Origin of the sequence: Streptomyces sp. NBC_01433 (assembly GCF_026340105.1) — a bacterium.
GTDB lineage: Bacteria > Actinomycetota > Actinomycetes > Streptomycetales > Streptomycetaceae > Streptomyces.
The window spans coordinates 372,165-389,780 of record NZ_JAPEPM010000004.1 but is presented as its reverse complement, the minus strand read 5'-3'; the positions used below and the strand labels follow the sequence as shown (position 1 = coordinate 389,780).

18 protein-coding genes are annotated in these 17,616 nt (G+C 69.2%); 3 read left to right on the top strand and 15 right to left on the bottom strand.

Annotated elements, in window-relative coordinates:
* Positions 1 to 14: 14 nt before the first annotated feature.
* The 10 genes from OG413_RS41305 to OG413_RS41260 all read right to left on the bottom strand — a co-directional run bounded on the left by OG413_RS41305 (position 15) and on the right by OG413_RS41260 (position 9,466).
* The gene (locus OG413_RS41305) at positions 15 to 1,217 is read right to left on the bottom strand and encodes a DUF6884 domain-containing protein (protein ID WP_323138028.1); all 1,203 of its coding nucleotides are present in this window, start codon (positions 1,215 to 1,217) and stop codon (positions 15 to 17) included.
* Positions 1,218 to 1,430: 213 nt separating this feature from the next.
* Positions 1,431 to 1,769, bottom strand: coding sequence for a hypothetical protein (locus tag OG413_RS41300; RefSeq protein WP_266814865.1), 339 nt, complete (start codon positions 1,767 to 1,769; stop codon positions 1,431 to 1,433).
* A gap of 82 nt (positions 1,770 to 1,851) precedes the next feature.
* Positions 1,852 to 2,397, bottom strand: coding sequence for a hypothetical protein (locus OG413_RS41295; protein WP_266814863.1), 546 nt, complete (start codon positions 2,395 to 2,397; stop codon positions 1,852 to 1,854).
* Between the two features lie 449 nt (positions 2,398 to 2,846).
* Positions 2,847 to 3,137: a hypothetical protein gene (locus OG413_RS41290; RefSeq protein ID WP_266814861.1), complete on the bottom strand. Its 291-nt coding sequence runs from the start codon at positions 3,135 to 3,137 to the stop codon at positions 2,847 to 2,849.
* Between the two features lie 297 nt (positions 3,138 to 3,434).
* Positions 3,435 to 4,100, bottom strand: a complete 666-nt coding sequence (locus OG413_RS41285) for a hypothetical protein (protein WP_266814859.1) — start codon at positions 4,098 to 4,100, stop codon at positions 3,435 to 3,437.
* Positions 4,101 to 4,380: 280 nt separating this feature from the next.
* Positions 4,381 to 5,106: a hypothetical protein gene (locus OG413_RS41280; RefSeq protein WP_266814857.1), complete on the bottom strand. Its 726-nt coding sequence runs from the start codon at positions 5,104 to 5,106 to the stop codon at positions 4,381 to 4,383.
* Between the two features lie 767 nt (positions 5,107 to 5,873).
* Complete coding sequence (locus tag OG413_RS41275) at positions 5,874 to 6,212, bottom strand: hypothetical protein (protein WP_266814855.1); 339 nt, start codon at positions 6,210 to 6,212, stop codon at positions 5,874 to 5,876.
* A gap of 565 nt (positions 6,213 to 6,777) precedes the next feature.
* Complete coding sequence (locus OG413_RS41270) at positions 6,778 to 6,993, bottom strand: hypothetical protein (RefSeq protein ID WP_266814854.1); 216 nt, start codon at positions 6,991 to 6,993, stop codon at positions 6,778 to 6,780.
* A 53-nt stretch (positions 6,994 to 7,046) separates the two neighbouring features.
* The gene (locus OG413_RS41265; RefSeq protein WP_266814852.1) at positions 7,047 to 8,279 is read right to left on the bottom strand and encodes a phosphoadenosine phosphosulfate reductase family protein; all 1,233 of its coding nucleotides are present in this window, start codon (positions 8,277 to 8,279) and stop codon (positions 7,047 to 7,049) included.
* A 98-nt stretch (positions 8,280 to 8,377) separates the two neighbouring features.
* The gene (locus OG413_RS41260) at positions 8,378 to 9,466 is read right to left on the bottom strand and encodes a hypothetical protein (RefSeq protein WP_266814850.1); all 1,089 of its coding nucleotides are present in this window, start codon (positions 9,464 to 9,466) and stop codon (positions 8,378 to 8,380) included.
* A gap of 258 nt (positions 9,467 to 9,724) precedes the next feature.
* Between OG413_RS41260 and OG413_RS41255 the strand changes: the two genes are divergently transcribed.
* Both OG413_RS41255 and OG413_RS41250 read left to right on the top strand, forming a co-directional pair.
* Complete coding sequence (locus OG413_RS41255; protein WP_266814848.1) at positions 9,725 to 10,342, top strand: hypothetical protein; 618 nt, start codon at positions 9,725 to 9,727, stop codon at positions 10,340 to 10,342.
* A 250-nt stretch (positions 10,343 to 10,592) separates the two neighbouring features.
* Positions 10,593 to 11,867 (top strand): hypothetical protein, encoded by a 1,275-nt coding sequence (locus tag OG413_RS41250; protein ID WP_266814846.1) that lies wholly within the window; start codon positions 10,593 to 10,595, stop codon positions 11,865 to 11,867.
* A 73-nt stretch (positions 11,868 to 11,940) separates the two neighbouring features.
* Here OG413_RS41250 and OG413_RS41245 read toward each other — a convergent pair whose 3' ends face one another.
* The 5 genes from OG413_RS41245 to OG413_RS41225 all read right to left on the bottom strand — a co-directional run bounded on the left by OG413_RS41245 (position 11,941) and on the right by OG413_RS41225 (position 15,968).
* Positions 11,941 to 12,144, bottom strand: coding sequence for a hypothetical protein (locus OG413_RS41245; protein WP_266814845.1), 204 nt, complete (start codon positions 12,142 to 12,144; stop codon positions 11,941 to 11,943).
* Positions 12,145 to 12,329: 185 nt separating this feature from the next.
* Positions 12,330 to 13,103 carry a hypothetical protein gene (locus OG413_RS41240; protein ID WP_266814843.1) on the bottom strand — a complete coding sequence of 258 codons (774 nt, stop codon included), beginning with the start codon at positions 13,101 to 13,103 and terminating at the stop codon, positions 12,330 to 12,332.
* 83 nt (positions 13,104 to 13,186) lie between these two features.
* A complete protein-coding gene (gene trpA / locus OG413_RS41235) occupies positions 13,187 to 13,984 on the bottom strand; it encodes a tryptophan synthase subunit alpha (protein ID WP_266814842.1) in 798 nt (265 codons plus the stop codon).
* A 200-nt stretch (positions 13,985 to 14,184) separates the two neighbouring features.
* A complete protein-coding gene (locus OG413_RS41230) occupies positions 14,185 to 14,619 on the bottom strand; it encodes a hypothetical protein (protein WP_266814841.1) in 435 nt (144 codons plus the stop codon).
* Between the two features lie 83 nt (positions 14,620 to 14,702).
* Positions 14,703 to 15,968: an MFS transporter gene (locus OG413_RS41225; RefSeq protein ID WP_266814839.1), complete on the bottom strand. Its 1,266-nt coding sequence runs from the start codon at positions 15,966 to 15,968 to the stop codon at positions 14,703 to 14,705.
* A gap of 407 nt (positions 15,969 to 16,375) precedes the next feature.
* On the opposite strand from OG413_RS41225, the gene OG413_RS41220 reads away from it, so the two are divergent.
* A complete protein-coding gene (locus tag OG413_RS41220) occupies positions 16,376 to 17,572 on the top strand; it encodes a pyridoxal phosphate-dependent aminotransferase family protein (RefSeq protein ID WP_266814837.1) in 1,197 nt (398 codons plus the stop codon).
* Positions 17,573 to 17,616 lie beyond the last annotated feature (44 nt).

The window sequence follows — 17,616 nt, the reverse complement described above, 5'->3', positions numbered from 1 at the left end:
GCTAGGAGGGCAACTCAGGGCAACTCCCCTACGGACGCGTCTGGGGAGCGCTGCTCCGGCGTGGCCGCGACGGTGACGTGACGGCGGTCGGCGGTCGCTAGGATGCGCGCGGTCTCGTCGGGGTCGGCGTGGTCAGTGGGATCGAACCAGTAGTGGTGCGCGATTCCTGCGGCCAGGGGGTAGATCTGGTCCCAGGGTGGGATGCCGCCTGTGGCTTCGGGAACGGTGTCCGGAAGGTCGAGGAGGATGTTGACCACCACCTGGAACGCTGCGGCGCGGAAGTCGCGGGCGTGCGCTCGGCGTTGGTGGGGAGCCATGCCGGCCAGATGGGGGATGGCGGTGGAGTGGCGCTCCCAGCGTCCGTACAGGCGAGCGGCTTCGGAGGCCCGGATCTCGGTCCTTTCCAGAACCCGTGGCAGCGCGGACAGGAAGCGTGCGACGTCCCGGGGCGTGCCGTGTACGTCCAGGGTCCGGGTGTCGTCGGGTCGCCCAAGGACCTGGACGCGGTAGAGGGCGGCGAAGCGGCGGGTGGCACGGGCGCGCGCGTCACTCTTGGCGGTCTCGCCGGGGAAGGTGAGGCTTCCGTGTGCTCGGGCCGGGTGCGGGATGACGAGCTGTGAATGGGTGGCGTACCGCATACGGCGGCGGGCGGCCTTCTGCTCTTCCACTTCCTTGCGTGCGTCCGCTCGGGCCTCGATCTCCTCGATGATGCTTCGGCTTCCGGCGCTTGTGCTCGCGGTCAGGCGGGCAGGGGGTTGCGGTGCGTGGAGGTGGCGGCCGGGATCGTAGATGTCGGCGAGCTTGGCGAGCTGCTCGCCGATGCCTCGCGCGCCCGCGAGTGGGTTGGTCAACTGCGGCCACACGGTGCGGCTGACCTCGATGTATGCGCGGGGGCCGAGGACGGTGACGTCGGCGTCGAGGATGCCCCGGTCTACAGCCTGCTGGCGCAGCTGCTCGCTTGTTACCGAGCCCGTGTCGCCCATGCGCAGGTTGTAAGGGGCGATGAGGTCGTACAGCGTGAGCAATCCGTGAAGAGCCGACAGGATGAGTACGTGACCGGTGCGGCCGCCTTCTGTGATGGCGTCTGCCGCGCGGCGTAGCGCTTGGTGGTAGCTCCCGGTGTACCTCTGGCCTGCAGGGACCGGCTGTTTGGAAGTGTTCTTACGTCCCCCGCACGACACGATGATCACGCGCGGGCGGTCGGTGGGCGCGCCCATGATGGTTCAGCTCCAGGGAGTCGGTTGCTTGTGCGGAGCTGGCGGTCTGGCTTCGTGCGGAGCACCGTGGAGTCGCTCACTGCTATCCGCGCAACTTCCGCGTCTTTCCGGGGGCTGTGGTGGTGGGGTCGGCTATGCCGAAAGCCCGCCCCCGGTAGGAGGGACGGGCTGACGGGCTGACGGGCGCGGGGAGGATGGATCAGGTCGTCGTGTTCAGTCAAGCGTGGGCCGCGCGGTGACACGCAGGGTGTTGTCGCTCCTTGTGTCGCGGGTCATGGGGTAGCCGAGGGGGCGCAGCGCCTGGCGCGTTCGGTGGCAGATCGCCGCCTCTTCCTCAATGCCGGACGCCGTGCTGTAGCCGTCGTGGGCGAGGGCTACAGCGATGACCGCTCCGTCTGGGTCGGTCAGGAGAGAGACCCCGGAGGTGACGACGATGGCGCTGTTGCCGTCTGGGTCGTCCAGGACGTAGGCGAGCGGAATCCCAGCGGCTTCGAGGACGTCGGTGAGTTCTGCCTCAAGTCCAGTCGCTGCTTCACGAGCATGGTCGTGCATGAAGGCTTGCCTCCCTCCGTGGGGGCACGTGGTGCGCCCCTGGTCGCGGTCGAGCCACCTTAGCCAGAGCGGCGTCATCGGGTCAGCGGGTCAGCGAGGCGAGGACCGGGCGGAGCGGGTTCACTCGCTGGTTGATAGCGGCCGCGGTGACGACGGTGACCGCCAAGGCCGCCGTGATGCCGAGGGCCAGGGCACAACGGTGGGTGGGAATGGTCCGGGGAGAGGGGACGGAGACCCGGTCCCTCTCCGCCAGGCTGACGATTGAGGTCTGAGTGAAGGCGGGCCAGATCATGGCGTGCGGGTCGTATGCTCCGGGGCCGTCGTGGAAGGCGACGGCCTCGAAGGTGATCCCCGCGACTACGGCGGTGAGGCACTCGGTGTAGTGGAGGCGCGCGTCGTACGAGCTGGGGAAGCTGTCGCTGCTGCGGGCGCAGTTGCCCAGGACCTCCTCCCAGCGGGCGAGGTGTTCGAGGGCGTGCGTGCCGTGCAGGTGGATGGTCACCGTGCCGACTTTCATCTGCACCGTATCGAGATGCAGGTGGGGGTGATCGGCGGTGAATTCGGCGAAGGCGATCGCGGCGGGCTGGACGTTCTGGGTGGTGCGGCTGGGCCTGGCGCGGAAGTGCATGTCGGCTCCTTGCAGGGGGTTTAGTGGGTCGGGCTCGGCCGTGTACGACGAGGGGAATGGTGTTGAGCGAATGGGTAAGCGGCGCATTCGTGCTGGGGCCGAGCGGGCCCGGCACGAATGGGGGGCTCAGTCCTGCGGCCCGTGGACGGTCCACAGCTCCGTGTTCAGAGGACGGCCGGAGGGGGACATGACCTCCCCCTCCAGGTGGTACTTGCGGGCGCCGTGTCGCTGGAGCAGTTCCCGCAGGGCTACGGAGGGGTCCGGGGGCGCCTTGGCCGGTGAGGCACCGGGTGGGGCCGTTGGTCGGATGGACTATGCGGAGGCAGCGGGCAAGCGGCACAACCACCGGTTGCCTGGTCGTCCGCAGGGAGTCGCGGGGAGTGCGTCAGCCCCGGTCCGCCTCTGGGAGGGGCAGGCCGGGGCCGCTGGGTGAGGGGGCGCCGGCCGGATCAGCCGATGAGAGCCGGCGCTCCGTCGGGGAACATCGCCTGGTACGCCAGGCGCACCTGGTGTTCGTCGGTGATCTCGCTGTCGCTCGGTTTGACGCCGATTACTGCCGCAGCCTCGCGAGCGACGGCGAACCTGCCTTGCAGGACGGCCAGAGGGGTGCGGGGTGGCCAGTTCGCCGAGGGCCACGATCGCGGCCAGTCCTCGCCGTGCTCGGTAAGGGCTGTGGCGTAGGCGTGGAACTCCCGGAAGAGCAACTCTCCCAGGGTGTCGCGCTCAGTCTGGTTGGACATGCTCACTCCCCCGCGCGGATGTCGGCCCTCGGAGGCGCCGTGGGGTGACGGAGGGCGGGCAGGGACGGGACGGCGTGGGACACGAAGGCCTCCAGAAGAAACTCGGTGCTCAGGGAATCGCCGGGGCCGCTCCTCGTCGCCTGGCCGATGACGCTTCAGGACGGTCAGGGGGCACGGGCCCAGCGGGGGCACGGTGGCTGTGAAGCTGGCAAGCGGCGCAAGGACGCGGTGCTCGGCGGGGTGCGCCCGGCCCGCGCGAGGGGCGCGGGCCGAGCGGGCGGTGCACTGCGGAATGGTCTACGCGACCGGAGTACGGGGCTGGGACAGGAGCCGCCGCACGCTCCGGCCGTCGCTGCGCAGTTGTCCGGTCGCCTGGTGGCAGGCCGCACGCAGGTAGGCCGCGATGAGATAGGCGGTCAGCCGCTCCGGGCGATTCGGGTCCGGGATGTGCGGGAGGTACAGGACGTTGGCCGGGGGGACCAGGCCGAGGCGGACGTACGCCTCGATCAAGGACCAGCGGTCGTCACTGCCCCACATCACCTCGGTCCGCGCGAGTCCGCTCTCCATTTCCGCGTACAGGCCGCTGAGCAGTACGACGGGCAGGTGGGCGATGGCTTCCACTGCACGATCGAGGGCATTGTCGTCCTCGGGGTCGAAGAGGTCATCGGGGAGCCCGAAGTACTCGTTCTCGATGGGGTCTTTGCCTCCGTGCGCGGTGTAGGCCGATCGCCAGTCGGTGACCTTCTCGGCTCCGGCCTGCACCGCGCAGGGGTCCGTGTCCTCACCGGAGATGCGTACCTGGCCCAGCCAGCCCGGCTGCCGGAGCATCCGTACCGGCGGAAGTCCTTCCTCCGGACAACCCTGCCAAGTGGCGCTGGCGACAGCACCCGCGCGCCGCAGCATGCGGCCCACGTACGGAGGCATCCCGGGGGCGGGACGGCGAGTAGCGGTGGTTTTCGTCATGACTTCTTAGCTCCTTCAGGGGCGGCCTCCGGGCGCGGGTGGCGCCTGGGGTGCCGGGAGCGGTCCTGTTCAGGGCCTGGCTCGGTCGGCTGCCGGGATAATCGGTCACCTGTTACCAAGCGGCGCAACTGCTCGGCCCCAGTTGCTGGGGGATGGCGGCGGCCCACCCGGGCACTGAGCAAGCTCGTGTGGCGGGTGGGCCGAGGCCGCGGCGTGCCCTCCGGCTTCGCGAATGGCGGGCGGGTTGCGCATGGCGGCGCCGCGGTGGCTGACCGATCGGCTATACCGGGGCGGTCCAGCGGAATGTGGCGCGGAACTGGGTACACGCGCCCGAGGGAGCGTGGGCGGTGTGGTGCTGGCCACAGTGGCAACGGGCGACCGGCTGCTCGCCCATGGTGTCGCAGTCGGTCAACTGGCACACCGGGCAGCGGCTGGCCGACAGGTGAGCGAGGGCCCGCAGTACGGCCATGGCGTCCTTCTCGTAGGGGCGGATGGCGTCGTCGAGGATCGAGCAGTCCTCTGGCTGCTCGTCGGCGTCCAGGCCCTCGTCGTGCATGAGTTGCGCGCGCTCGTTCTCCCAGTCAGTGATGGACGCGGCCGCCTCAGCCCCCAGGCGCTGAAGCGCGAGATCGGTTCGGGCCAGGACTTCACCGGCCTCGCGGATGGCGGACAAGCTCCAGATGATCACGTCTCCCCAGGTGGCGTGGACCGTGGGCGGGCGGAAGAACTCCACGTCCTCGGATAGCGAGGCGCGGCGTGAGCCGTCGGGAAGGTCGTAGGTGATCAGTGCGTACCGGGCCTCTGCCGCATCGGGCCAGATGAGGAGTGGATCGGCCCAGGTGACCTCCGCGCTCCGAGCGGCGATCAGGAGCTGCTCCAGGTCGTCCCAGGTCAGCGGCGGCGCAAGGTCGAAAAGTTCGTCATACTCGTCGGGCGATGAATCGGGGTGCATGAAGGGCGTGTTGTACGCGGCGAAAGTGTGCAACACCCAGGGGGCGTACGGCATGGCGTCTCCACTCGGTCCGGGAAGCCGCGCTGCGTGCGCGGCGGGTGCGAGCGATCTTGGAGGTGCGGGCGCCTAGGTGGGCAAGCGCAACGGCCCGGAGCCATGGGGGTGATCTGGTTCGCTGTGCACTACCAAGTCCGACGAGCCCCCGGGCCTGGTCCGTGGGGACCGGGCCCGGGGCTGCGGACATAGATCTCAGGTACGGGCTGGTGAAGACCGCGCCGTGCCGGGGATGTCCTACCGGGTTCGCGCTTACTTGAACTTGTTGCGTGGGCCTTCATCCATCGTGACCTGACTCCGGAACCGTGGGACACGGGCGGGTTAGCCCCGCAACTTGCTGTGCAAGGCCGTGATGCGCCGCGCCTTCTCCGACCGTACGAACAGGAAAGCCCAGGTGAGGTTGCGTGCGCGCGTACGTCCCTCAGGGTGGCACCTCATTCCGCCTGCGCAGTCCGCGTAACGGGACGCGGAGGACAGAGGGCGTTGTTCTACCGCCTGATGAGCGTGCCTAGCATGCGTGGCGGGGGCACGCGAACGGCCCGCCTGCGGGTGCAGGCGGGCCGAATCGTCGGGTTGCCGCAGGATCCATCGGGCTACTGAAGGCGCGGGGTCGGGCCCCCTGCCCCGGCTGCCTGGAGGTCCTGGCGCCCGGGGCGGGGGCTGACGCGGATGTCAGCTCTTCCAGATGCTGACGATGGCCTCGACCACGCCGTCGATGAGGTCAGCGATCCAGGATCTATCGCGGCGGCGCTTTCGTGAGCGTCGGGTCACTTGGTGCACCTCGGGTCGTTCGCCACCACGGCGAGCGATCCGTACTTGTTCTCCCCGTGGTAGACGACGTAGACCCTGTTGGGCCCATCACACTTCGAGCCCAGGTTCGAGAAACCGTCGGCCATCCTGATGAGGTCCATCGGCGCGCCGTTCTCCTTGTGGGAGCGCGGAGCGTCCTTGAAGGGCTCCGTGAACTTGTCACCGCACCCGACCAGGACGAGAGCGAGGGTTGCGGCGATGGCAGCACTCAAGGCGATGCGGCGGCGGTTCCTTCGTGGCCCCGGGGTGGGGTTGGGCTTCGTCGTGGTGGGCTCGGTCGTTCGGGCAGCGGCCATCGTTGTGCTCCTCTGTCGATGTGGTGGGATGCTTACTCGGCCGCCGGTCGGCGGCTCGACTCCCTGAGTTGGGCTGAGTGAGCTCACCGTGACGGGCCATGGCGTTAGCGCCGCAACCCGAACCTGACCTGCCTTTTGATGGAGTGGCGTACGCCGGCTGCGCGCGCTTGCCCGGGGCGGTGCCGGGCAGTGCCGGGCCGAGCGAAACGTTCCGGTGGCACGTCATCTGGTCTCGTTTGTAGGGACGTTGGTTGTCGGGTCATGGGCGAGGCGAGCTTGCTATGCCGCAGTGCGGGTTGGCGCCCGCGTCGGCGTCGAGTTCCGCAGGGGGGCTTTCCGATCGAGGCAGGCGTCCCGCGTCCCGGGATTCGTCGCCGGGCGCGCCGCGCCGTCGATGCCGGTCGCCGACCGAGCTACCGGACAGAGCGACTGAAGCGACTGTTCTACGGGGGCGGCTGCGAGGCCCGGCAACAGCGGTCCTCGCACGCAAGTGCCCCCTGTGGTGCACCGGTGTCGGGTGCACCACAGGGGGCGTGGGGGCGGTGAGGCCACCTGTTCTCGGTCTCTAGGCGAAGGGGGCTTCGCGTCGGATTTCCTCCAGGTGGAGGTGGTAGCGGCCCAACTGGCTGGGCTTGGTGTCCGGCTTGAGTTCGAGGAGACCGCCGCAGGTGCAGGCGAGGGCGCTTTCCGGTCCCTCGGGCGGCTCGAGGATCGGGCTGTGGCCGGGGTGGAGGTCGGTCTTCTGCGGGGCGGTCGGGGCTGCGGTCAAGGAGCTGGTCATCAGAGGGCTCGTTTCGTGGGGTAGGAAGTGAGGAACGGGGTGGGTTGGAGGTGCTAGGTGAAGGTTGCGAGGTACCGGTCGGCGACGGCCGGCCCGAGGTGCTGGCGCAGGGCGTCGCCCCGGCGCCAGGTGACGGGCCCGTCGAGTGCGTCAAGCATGCGGGAGGCGGCGATGATGGCGTTGAGGGTGAAGTCCTGCTTGAAGCTGTGGCCGATCCGTCGTTCCAGGGCGGCATAAGTTTCCGGGAGCGGCAGTTCGAGGGCGAAACAAACCCGGGTGGCCAGGATCAGCCAGTCCGGTCCGGCGAGGACGCAGTAGACACAGGAGAGTCGGGGCAGCCCGGTGTCGTAGATGGGGTGGTACTCCAGGCCGTTGGCAGCGATGTCCTGCCAGACCTCCTGCTCGGACAGCTCGTGGATAATGTTCCAGGTCAGTACGAGCCGGTTGGCGCTCGTCGTGCGGGTGTCGAGGGCTAGTCGTGGCTTCCGGGCGCGAAGGGTGGATTCGGCGCCGCGGACGCCCATGACGTTGACCACGATGGCCTGGCGGTTAAGACCGAGTTCCTCCACCCAGGCGGTGATGACTGGGCCCGTGGGGTCGCGTTTCAGTGTGGAGGTGCAGAGTCGCCGCTTGGCGTCCGGCCACTGCCGACGGTTCTCGACCATGCCCAGGAAGCCGCCGCCTGGGGTCACGACGAGGAACGGAATTCCGTAGCGCTCGGCTTGACGGCGGGCCAGTTCTCGAACGCCCGGCCACTCGGCGGATCCGAGATCGCAGTGCATGGCTCGCACCTTGTGCAGGCAGCCCGCGGCCTTGGCCGCGGCCACCGTGCGGTGCATGGCAACAATCGAATCTTTGCCCGCCGAAGTCTGGATGATGATCAAATCCGCTGCCCGTGCCAGGTCGACTTGATGATCGGCCAGGCGGTCGAGGAGCAGGGTGGTGACGTGTGTCCGGTTGCGGTGGGTCGGGTACCGGTTGAACGCCGGCCGGTGCGCCTGGAGCCTCGCGGAGGCGCGCCGGAGCCTGGCTTCCGCTTTGCGGACTTTCTGCTCTGCCTCCTGGAACACATGGTCGGCGGCGAGGAGTGCTGAGTGCCCCGGGGAAGCGCGGTCTGTGCCTCCCATCGCGTAGATGTGGTCGTTCCAGTGGTTGAGCTGCACCTGAGCGGCGTCGTGTTCGTCTTGTGCCTTTCGAACGGCATGCTGGGCCGCGCGCCAGGCGGTTGCGGCGTTGCTGGCACAGCGGATCATCTCGATGGTGCGCAGTGCGTTGTTCGTGTTCACGTAGGTCTCCTCGGTGGTGAATGCGGTTGGTGGCCGAGCGGGGCCGTCCGATGGCCGGGCCTGATCGACCCGGCCGTGGATGGGCGTTGCCGGAGGTGCTAGGAGCTGCGCCCGGGCAGATGGGCCCCGGGAAGGTCGATGACCTGGACGGTGGCGTCGGGATCCCGATCGCCGCGGGTCGCGTCGAAGTGCGCGCGGACAGCGGCTGCGGCGTCGCCCGGGTTGTTGGCGGTGACCTCGTAGGAGGTCAGGGCCGTTTCGTACAGGGCGTTGAAGAGGGCGTCCGCTACGTGTGGGGCCGTCTTGGGCGAGGGGGTCGCGAGAACGTGGATGACCTTCGCTCGCCATCCGTGATCGGCGGTGATGACGGTCCAGGAGTTGGCTTCGTGCTCGTACTTCCAGCGGATGGTCTGGACGAGTTCGGTCACTGGTGCGACATCGCGGTCGGTGTACTCGGTCCAGGGCCAGTGGAACGCCCCGGTTCGGTAGTGGCCGTCCTCGTCTGGGCGAACCTCAGCGCGGCCGGACGGCGTCACGATCACCACGGTGCTGCCTTCGAAGTGGGCCGGTGCGTTCCAGACGCCCGCGCGGTGGGCGGCCTGCGTATCGGCGCAGATCTGTCGCATCACTGCAGGTGTGAAGCGCGGTGCGCAGTATGCGTCCCAGTGCTCAGAGCGGGTCTGGCAGCGGTAGCGGCCCGCCATGCCTTCGAGGGCCACTTCGTTGCGGGTCCACTGGGTGCTGGCGCCGTTGCACCAGTCGCGGATGGCACGCGCGCAGCCGGCGCTGTCGTGCGCCATGTCGGCGAGCGTCGGGTTCTCCAGGGAGAGCTCGCTGTTGTACAGCTCGTTGTCGGCGTGGCCGTCGAATTCTGGGCCGTGCCGGATGGCGAGCCACCCGGTGTGCTCGGCGATGGGGTGGTCCACCGAGGCGTCATCCGTAATGGCGATGTGGAGCTGGTGTTCGGAGAACTCGCCGTCGGGTGTGAAGGAGACGTATCGGGCGGTGCAGCCCCCACCGGTATGCCAGAACTCGGAGGGGATGCCGTAGGCGTCGAGGACGGTTTTGAGGGCGAGGTCGGCCCTGATGTCCTCCGTGGTGCCGGTCTGTGAGGCGAGCATGTGTGTGACGGCTCCGCGGGCTTTGAGGAAACGGGGGTCGACCAGCGCAATACTTGTTGAGGGCATGTCATTCCCTGGGGTGAGTGAGTTTCAGGCGGTGGCGCGGGCGCCCGGCCGCCGAAGGCGTGACTTCGCCGCGAGGAAGCGGGTCGGTGACGATGGGGAAGGTAGAAGGTGCCGGGGTTAGCCCGGCAAGCGCGACGGGGCGCGGATGGGGCCCGGGCATCCACGGCAGAGGTATGGCACGCCCGCGGCACCTGGCGGGACTCGGTCTGCGGGGAGGGCCGGCACTCACGGTCCGGGCCGTGGCTGTGAATGTGCTCCGTGGCCCGTATCGCAGCAGGTCGCATCGCTGTCGAATGGATTTGGCTGGAATCCATCGGCATGATCGAAGGATGTTCGCCAAGTTCCGCAGTCGCCGATCACGCCCCGTCGCCGATCACGCCCCGTCGCCGATCGCGCCCCGTCGCCGATCCCGAGCCGATGCCGGCCACACCAGTTGCTGTGTCTCCCATCGTGGTTGACACCGAGGTCGTCGGCCGGGTAGGTCGCCTGCGGGTAGCGCTTCGGGCTGCCGGGTTCGATGTCGACGAGGTGTCGGTGCCGGAGCCTGCGTTCTTCGACGAGCTGCGTCGCGGGTGCTCCGTCGAGCTGGGCGCCGGTGAACTGGAGGCGATATCAAGCCACGTGGGAGGGATCCCGGCCTCGTATGTACTCGCCGATGCTCCTGACGCCGAGCTACTGCGCCGGATCGGGGCCGAGGGTGCCCGGATGGAGCTGCGGCGGGACGGCTTCGAACTTCACGCGTGCCAGGGCAGCCTGCCGGACGATCCCGACGCCATGCGCACGCTGTCCGTCTACATCCGTGAGGAGATGGCCATCGCTGTTGCGTCGATCGAGGCCGGTGAGACGTCGTCGAGGCGGGAGTCGCCCTCTTCCTGATCTCCTGAGCTGTGGCCTCCGTGCCGGTGGCGGGCGCAGTTCGCGGCTGGCTCCTGGCCCGCGGACGCCCGGCGCTCGCTGCGAGGATCGCGCCCTTTGGTTCCCTGCGGCCCCTGCGGCTTCCCGCCTGGCGGGATGCCTGATCGGATCGTCGGTGCGGGCGGTGGCACGTTCTCCGGCACGGCGCGTATCAGGGGCCCCGGAGCCGCCAGGATCGAGCCTGATGAGCCACCTGGCGCGAAGGGGACACGTGAGCAGTCTGCTGGAGTCCGTACGTGGGCTTGGCCGGGACGTGGCCATGCCGGAGGGGCTGCCGGCCCGGGTCGCGGTGGTGACGGCGACCTACCGGTCATGGTCCAACTTCACGCCCGAAACCAGCGTGGTGGCGAAATTCGCCGTGCTGCGCGCTCGGCTGGGGCCCGAGGGGTACCAGACCGAGGGATTTTCCATATGGGATGCAGAGGCCGAAGGACGCCGCGCGCTCGCCCGCCGGGTCACCGACGCGGACCTCGTCGTCGGTAGCGACCTGCTGGGCTCGCACTTCCGGGCCTGGGACCGCGTCGTCGACGTCGAGCCGATCATGGGCCGGACCGCCGACATCTTCCTCTCGCTGTACGAGCTGCGCGGGGGAGGCTCCGCCAAGGGCTTGGGTCTGTCCGACCTGGTCGGCGAGGCACTCGGACATCAACGGGAGCGTTCGAAGGAGGGGTCTGGGCTCTTCCCCGCCCAGGTGCTGTGGGACGACGCGACGTTGACCCTCACGCTGTGGGAGATGGCCGTGCGGCTCCGGACGGTGTCGGTTTCCGGGCGGCCGGTATTCATCGACGATGCCGCCTTGGCCGAACTCACCGGTCGGAAAGCCCGGTTCACCGCCCGGGCCGACTGGGCGGAGCATGCGGCGGACCTAGTCCTGGATCTGGTCGAGCGCGACAGTGAGTTCATGCTCCGCGAGGGGAGCACGTTGGCACGCGGGGCGCTCTTGTCCCGCGCCGAGTACGCGATTCCGGCTCGGGACGTGCCGGTCACGAACGCCTCAGCGCGCAACCCCGCCATGGCGTGGCTACTGGCAGAAGAGGACTTCGTTTCGGCGGCCCAGGTGCTGGGCCCGAGGGGGCCCGGTACCCAAGCGCTCGACATCGCTGCCTCGTGGTCGGCCCATCGCCTTCTGTGGGCGAACTTCGGGCAGAGCAGTATGCCTGGGCTCGCCGGGCTGTCCCTCTCGGCAGAGCTGGGGCCCGTCCGGTTCCTCGTCCCGCACGGGCAACGGTCTATCAAGGCGCTCGCCCTGGCAGGCTCCAGCGACGGTGATCTGGTGCTGGTACCTGACTCCCGCGCGCTTCGCCGCGTGTTGAAGAGCGGCGCCGATCCGGCGCAAGCGGTCCAGGTGCTCGCGGAGGCCGGCGGGCTGCCCATCCCCCTACAAGCATCGGCCGCGATCGCGGCGCGGGACGCGATCGTCCGGTGGGATGGGGAGCAGGTTCTGGACACCGAGGCGTGGGTTGCCGCCCAGGCTGCCGCCGAGTAGGTCGAGTGGCCCGCAGGGGGCTCGCGCCGTGCTGCGGCGGCGAGCGGTCGGTGCCGGGCGCCTGACTGACCCTTCAGCCATGTGCCCTGCCCGGCCGCGGCGGGTCCGCGACCATGTGGGTAAGGAACAGTTGGTCATCGGGCGCGACGATGGTTGCCCAGACCTCTTCGCCGCTCAGGCGGCGCCCGATGAGGAGCAGGGTGGGGTCGCAGAGGCTGGGGCGACCTTCACCGATCGTTTCTGCGCCCGGTGGCTCCTTCGGGTTCCTCGGGTTCATCGGTTTCCTCATGTGGCGTGGACCGATCGGGCTCGCTTTCGCGTCTGGTGGTCCTCGGCCCATGGTGCGCTGGAAGAAAGCACTAGCTGTCTGGCCACCTGACGTCACCGCGTGCAGCCTCGACCTCGAATCTCCCGCGTGAGCTCGAAGGGCATGCTGCGGTACACGGTGTCGGTTCGGCGTCCTCAGGTACCTCCGTCAGAGTCTGCGTCGAAGTCGGCGAGTTCGAACGCGTCGTACGCGTACGGGTCGTCATCGTCCAGACCCGTGTCGAGGAGATTGTTCTGGCCGGTGAGGTGGGCCAACAGAGCGGCAGGCGTGGCAACCGCGGCGCGGGTGCCGTTGTCGTCCAGAACGAAGGTCGCGTAGCGCCAGTCATCTGGATACATCTCGGCCTCGGCGGGGCTGCGGGGTTCGAAGTGCAGGGTGCAGCCGGCGACCAGCGGCAAGCTGGCCGTTCCGTCGGGGTGGCCCTGCCAGTGCTTCCTGGAGGACAGGAGGTTCTCGTCGATGGTCCGGCACCACCCGTGGTTCGCGGCTCGGATGGCGGCGTCGGATGCGACGGACCGCTCAAGCTGTTGGAGTACCTCCGCGTCGGAGAGCTCGGGTGCCACGTTGCCCTGTTCGGGGCTCGGGGCCTCTGAGGATGCTCCCGCTTTGATGTCCGAGGGGAGGCTGTCTGGAGGAGTGCTGTGGCCGAGGCCGTTGAGGCGGCGGCGAATTCGGAACGTGGGGACGTCGAGCAAGGCGTCAACGAGGGTCCCGCCGGTGATGGCGGCGGCGAAGGCGGCGGCGAGGCGGACGTAGTGACCATAGTGTGCGGGGACGCGTCGGTAGGCCGCGGTGCCGCTTGTGGTCGCCGCGGCGAGTGCGGTCGCCGTCACTGCGGACTCCATGACTGCCAGGGCAAGTTCTCGGGCCAGGCGCTGTGCGGTGGTACCTCGGTCGTCGTAGAGCATGGGCAGGTGCTCCTCCATGGTGTCGGCGCGTCTCCCGGGCTGGGGCCTGGGTGCTGACGCAATGCGTGGGTGGTCGGCGGGCGTCATGCAGCGGCCCGCGGGGGGTCTGCGCGACGGAGTCCGGCGCGGAGGGCGCGCGCGAGGTCGACGGTGGCGTCGGCCTGTTGCCTGGGGCCGTGTGCCGCGTCCATGGTGCGGATGAGGGCGGATCCCACGATGGTGACGTCGGCGATGCGGCTGACCTCCTGAGCCTGGGCCGGGGTCGAGATACCGATGCCGACGCCGACTGGCAAGTCGGTCGCGGCCCGCAGTCGCTGCACGAAGGCGGGAAGCGCGCCGTGCAGGGGGCCTGTCGAGCCGGTGACTCCGGCGACGGCGGGGGCGTAGATCATGCCGCTGGCGGCGGCGCAGATTCGGGCGAGACGGGCGTCGGTTGTCGAGGGGGCGACGACGAACACCGTGTGCAGACCGACGTGTTGGGCAGCGGCGAGCCACGCGTCGGCTTCCTCGATCGGCAGGTCGGGCAGGATCACTCCTGCGGCGCCTGCCTGGGCAAGTTCACGCGCGGCTCGGTCGAGGCCGTACTTGAACAGCGGAGGGAAGTACGCCATCACGAGCACGCTCGCTGGTGACGCGGCCAGGGACCGGATGCTCGCCAGAAGGTGACGGACGCGAAATCCGGCGGCGAGGGCCTGCGCGCCGGCACGCTGGATGACCGGGCCGTCGAGCGTAGGTTCGCTGTATGGCCAGCCGAGTTCAATCACGTCGCTGACCTCGGCGAGGCGGTGCAGGATCCGCAGACTCTGGGTCTGGTTGGGATAGCCCGCGGGCAGGTAGGTGGCCAGGGCCGCCCGGTTGTCAGCACGGGCGCGCGCGAGCACTTGGTCGAATCGCGCGGATGCGCCGGGCGCGGACCCTGCCGGTGGACGGCTTGTGCCGCGCCAAGTCGCGTTCATGAAATGAGGCAACCAGACCGCACAGCCTCGGAACGGGGCTCGGGCCTTCGTGTCTCACCTCTCGGCTCCGCGATCGGGGGTGCTGTTCCGCGTGACGGAACAGCACCCCTGTTAAGCGACGGTGGTCAGTCGGGCATGCAGGGCTGCAGTGCGTGGACAGACCGGGTGATCAGTTCGAATTGCTCGGGCAGCGGGGCACAGATGCCCCAGTCGCCCAGGTCCGCGAGAGCCTCACCGATCAGAAGAGCGAGAGAAGGGGTGTCCATGTCCGGTGACGGCTGCTGGACGGCACTGATGTAGAGCGCGAGCGTGAGCGGGCCGGCCACGTCGTGGAGATAGCAGCTGAGGAGGCGCAGCTGCGTGATCGCCTGCTGCCGGAGCGGTGGGATTCGCCCCCTCATCGGCTTGGCCAGCGGGCTGTCCACGGCGTGCAGGAGAAGTTGGCGGCCGGTGTTCCAGCCGTGGTGCACGGCGCCGGGTTGTTGTAGGTCGGGGTGGCTGTCGGGCGGGAAGATGACATGGGACGGGGGGATGTGGTCGATGCGTGTAATGGCTGACATGTCTTCCTCGGTGTCAGTGCCGCCGGTCGATCCGGCGCGGGCGAGGAGACGGTAGGGAGTGCCTTCGTTAGGCGGGCAACGGATCACGCACGGGTGGGCGCGAGGTCCAGGTCGGCAGGGTCGGGGGTCGTGGGGGTGAAGGTGATGTCGGTGTTCCGCTTGAGAGCGAGAAGGCCGACAGCGGCGAGGACGCCCAGGGCAAGGCACGTGGTCCACATGAGTTCCGGCCCCCCGGCATGGAGGGCGACGGAGCTGATCAGCGGGGCGATGAGAGCGGAAATGCCCATCGTGGAGGCCCAGATACCGGTGTAGCGGCCTCGGGCGTCGTCGGGTGCGAGGCGTTCGACCACCGTCATGACGCTGCTGAAGAACAGCACCTCGCCCAGGGTCCAGGCGGCAGCGGCGAGGCCGTAGCCGACGAGGGTCTGCTGGGCGCCGAGGTTGCCGCCCATGCCCAGGCCCAGGGTGATGGCGCCGGCGGCGCACACCACCAGGGGGGTACGGCGGTCGATCCAGGGCTGCAAGAGCGGCTGGAAGGCGACGACGCCGATCGCGTTGATGAGGCTGATGATCCCGTAGGCGGACGGATTCAGACCATCTCTGTCCATGGCCACGGGCAGTCCGAACAGGACCTGCTGGTAGGAGCAGAGATACAGGAGCGTGAAGCCGCACAGGGCGAGGAACCGTCCGTCGTGGAGCAGGGCCCGGTATCCGGTGGCTGAGGACGCTGCGCGACCGTGGTGTGTCTTCGCCGCAGGCCCTGCTCCGATCTTGCAGATGAGCACGGTGGCCGCGAAGGCGAGGTTGGATGTTGCGGCGATGTAGAACAGCGCGGTGATGTGGTTGTCGGCGAGGGCGGTTCCTACGGCCCCGGCCACTCCTGCGCCGATGTTGGACGCCCAGTAGAGGCGTGCGTACGCCCGTCCGCGGGCCTGCTCGGGCACCAAGTCGGCGACGAGGGCAAGAACTGCCGGGCGGGGAGCGTCGAAGAGGAGTCCGACGGCGAGCGCGGCAGCGGTCAGGGCGATGAGGGTCTGCAAGGCGGGGAGGGTGAGGTACATCGCGGCCACGGCGGTCAGAGCCACCAAGAGGGTGGGGCGTCGCCCGACGTGGTCGGCAAGCCAGCCCGCGACGGCGGGGCCGATGGCCCAGCCCGCGCCGAACGCGGCGCTGACCTGGGCTGCGTCGGCCGCGCTGAAGTGCTGCTGGCGCACCAGATACAGGGAGAGGAAGGGGACCACGACGCAGCCACTGCGGCAGATGGTGAAGCCTGCCACCAGCATCCAGTATGCGGCGGGCACCCGGAGTGGAGCAGGGTAGGACTGGACGGTGCGGTTGTCGCGGGCCACCGCTACTCCTTGGAATGCAAAGTGAAGAGGGGAGTTGGAGGCGCAGGCATGCGCTGCGCGGCCGACCGCGGCAGTGCCGGGTGGGCTCGGTCTGAGGATGCGGGGAACATGAGGGGGTTGGGGCGGACTGGCGCCGGCGGCGCCGCCCTGCGGGAGACGATCTTCATGCGGGTTCCGTGGCGTGGACCATGCCGCACGGGCGCCAGGGGAGCGGTCGGACCGCAGGCAGTGTGCCCGTCGCCGTCGGATCGGTGGTCGGGCGGCTGTGTCCCGTGAGGCGGAACGCAGCAGCAGATCGCGGCGCCAGGTGGTGGGACGTTCGCGACCGGCGGGCCCGTGCAGCGCGCGGCGGGGTGACGGTGGTGCCGCTACTCGGCCGACCCGCGCGAGAGATCGGACCCCACCTGATGGACCTGCTGGAGAAGTGCCGCGCCTATGTGCAGGCTGATGAGGCACGCGATGCTGGGCGCTACCCGTACTACCCGGCCTTTCAGGGCCCTGCCGACGGCGGGAAGGCGATATTGGAAGGCGTCGAGGTCTGCATGCTCGGCAGCAACAACTACCGGGCGCTGAACGTCAGTCCGCAGGTGATCGGTGCCGTACAGGATGCGATCGCCCTGTACGGGACGTCTGCGACCGGCTCGCGGCTACTGAGCGGGAACCTCGACCTGCACGAGGAGCTCGAGGCGGACCTCGCGGACTTCTTCGGCTATGAGGCGGCGCTGGTATTTGCCACCGGCTACATGACCAACCTCGGTGTCGTATCAGCGCTGGTCGGGCGCGGCGACGTGGTGTACCTGGACGACAAGGCGCACGCCTCACTGATCGACGGGTCGCAGCTGGCGACGGCCTCCGGCGCGGTGGTGCGCTGGTTCGGCCATAACAACCCCGATGATCTGGCCCGGCAGCTGGCTGCCACACCGACGCAGTCGGTCCTGGTCGCTACCGACGGGGTGTCCACCGTGGAGGGTGAACTGGCACCGGTGGCCGAGCTGGTCGCGGTCTGCGAGGAGTACGGCGCCACGCTGCTGGTCGACGACGCTCACGGGGTGGGCGTGCTCGGGCGCGGCCGCGGTGTGATCGAGCAGGCCGGGATGCAGGGCCGGGTGCCGTTGATGACCCTGTCATTCAGCACGTCTCTGGCCTCGCAGGGTGGCGCGGTCCTGGCCGACGCCAAGACGATCGACTTCCTGCGGCACACCTCGCGGCCGCAGATCTACTCGGCCGGGCTGAGTCCGGCCGACACTGCGGCTGCGCACGCGGCGCTGCGCGAGATCCGGCGGCGGGCCGGTTCCGAGCCTGACGCGCTGGCGGCGGCGGAGCACTTGCGCCGGGCGCTGGATGCGCTCGGGTACGACGTGGGCGGAAGCTCCAGTCCGGTCATCCCTGTGCGGTTTCCCGACCAGATCGCGATGCTGTCGGCGCAAAGCATCCTGATCGACCACGGGGTCTACACGAACGCCGTGCTCCCGCCCGCCTGCGAGGGTTACCAGTTGAGGATCGCGTGCACGGACGCGCACACCCCCTACGCGCTGGAGGGGGTGATAGGCGTCTTCGCGTCGCTGCGCGAGGACCTGCTCCCCCGTTACCGTCAGGCGGCTTGAAGCTTGTCGGCACCTGCGGACACCGGAATCGTCCGCGGGGGCGG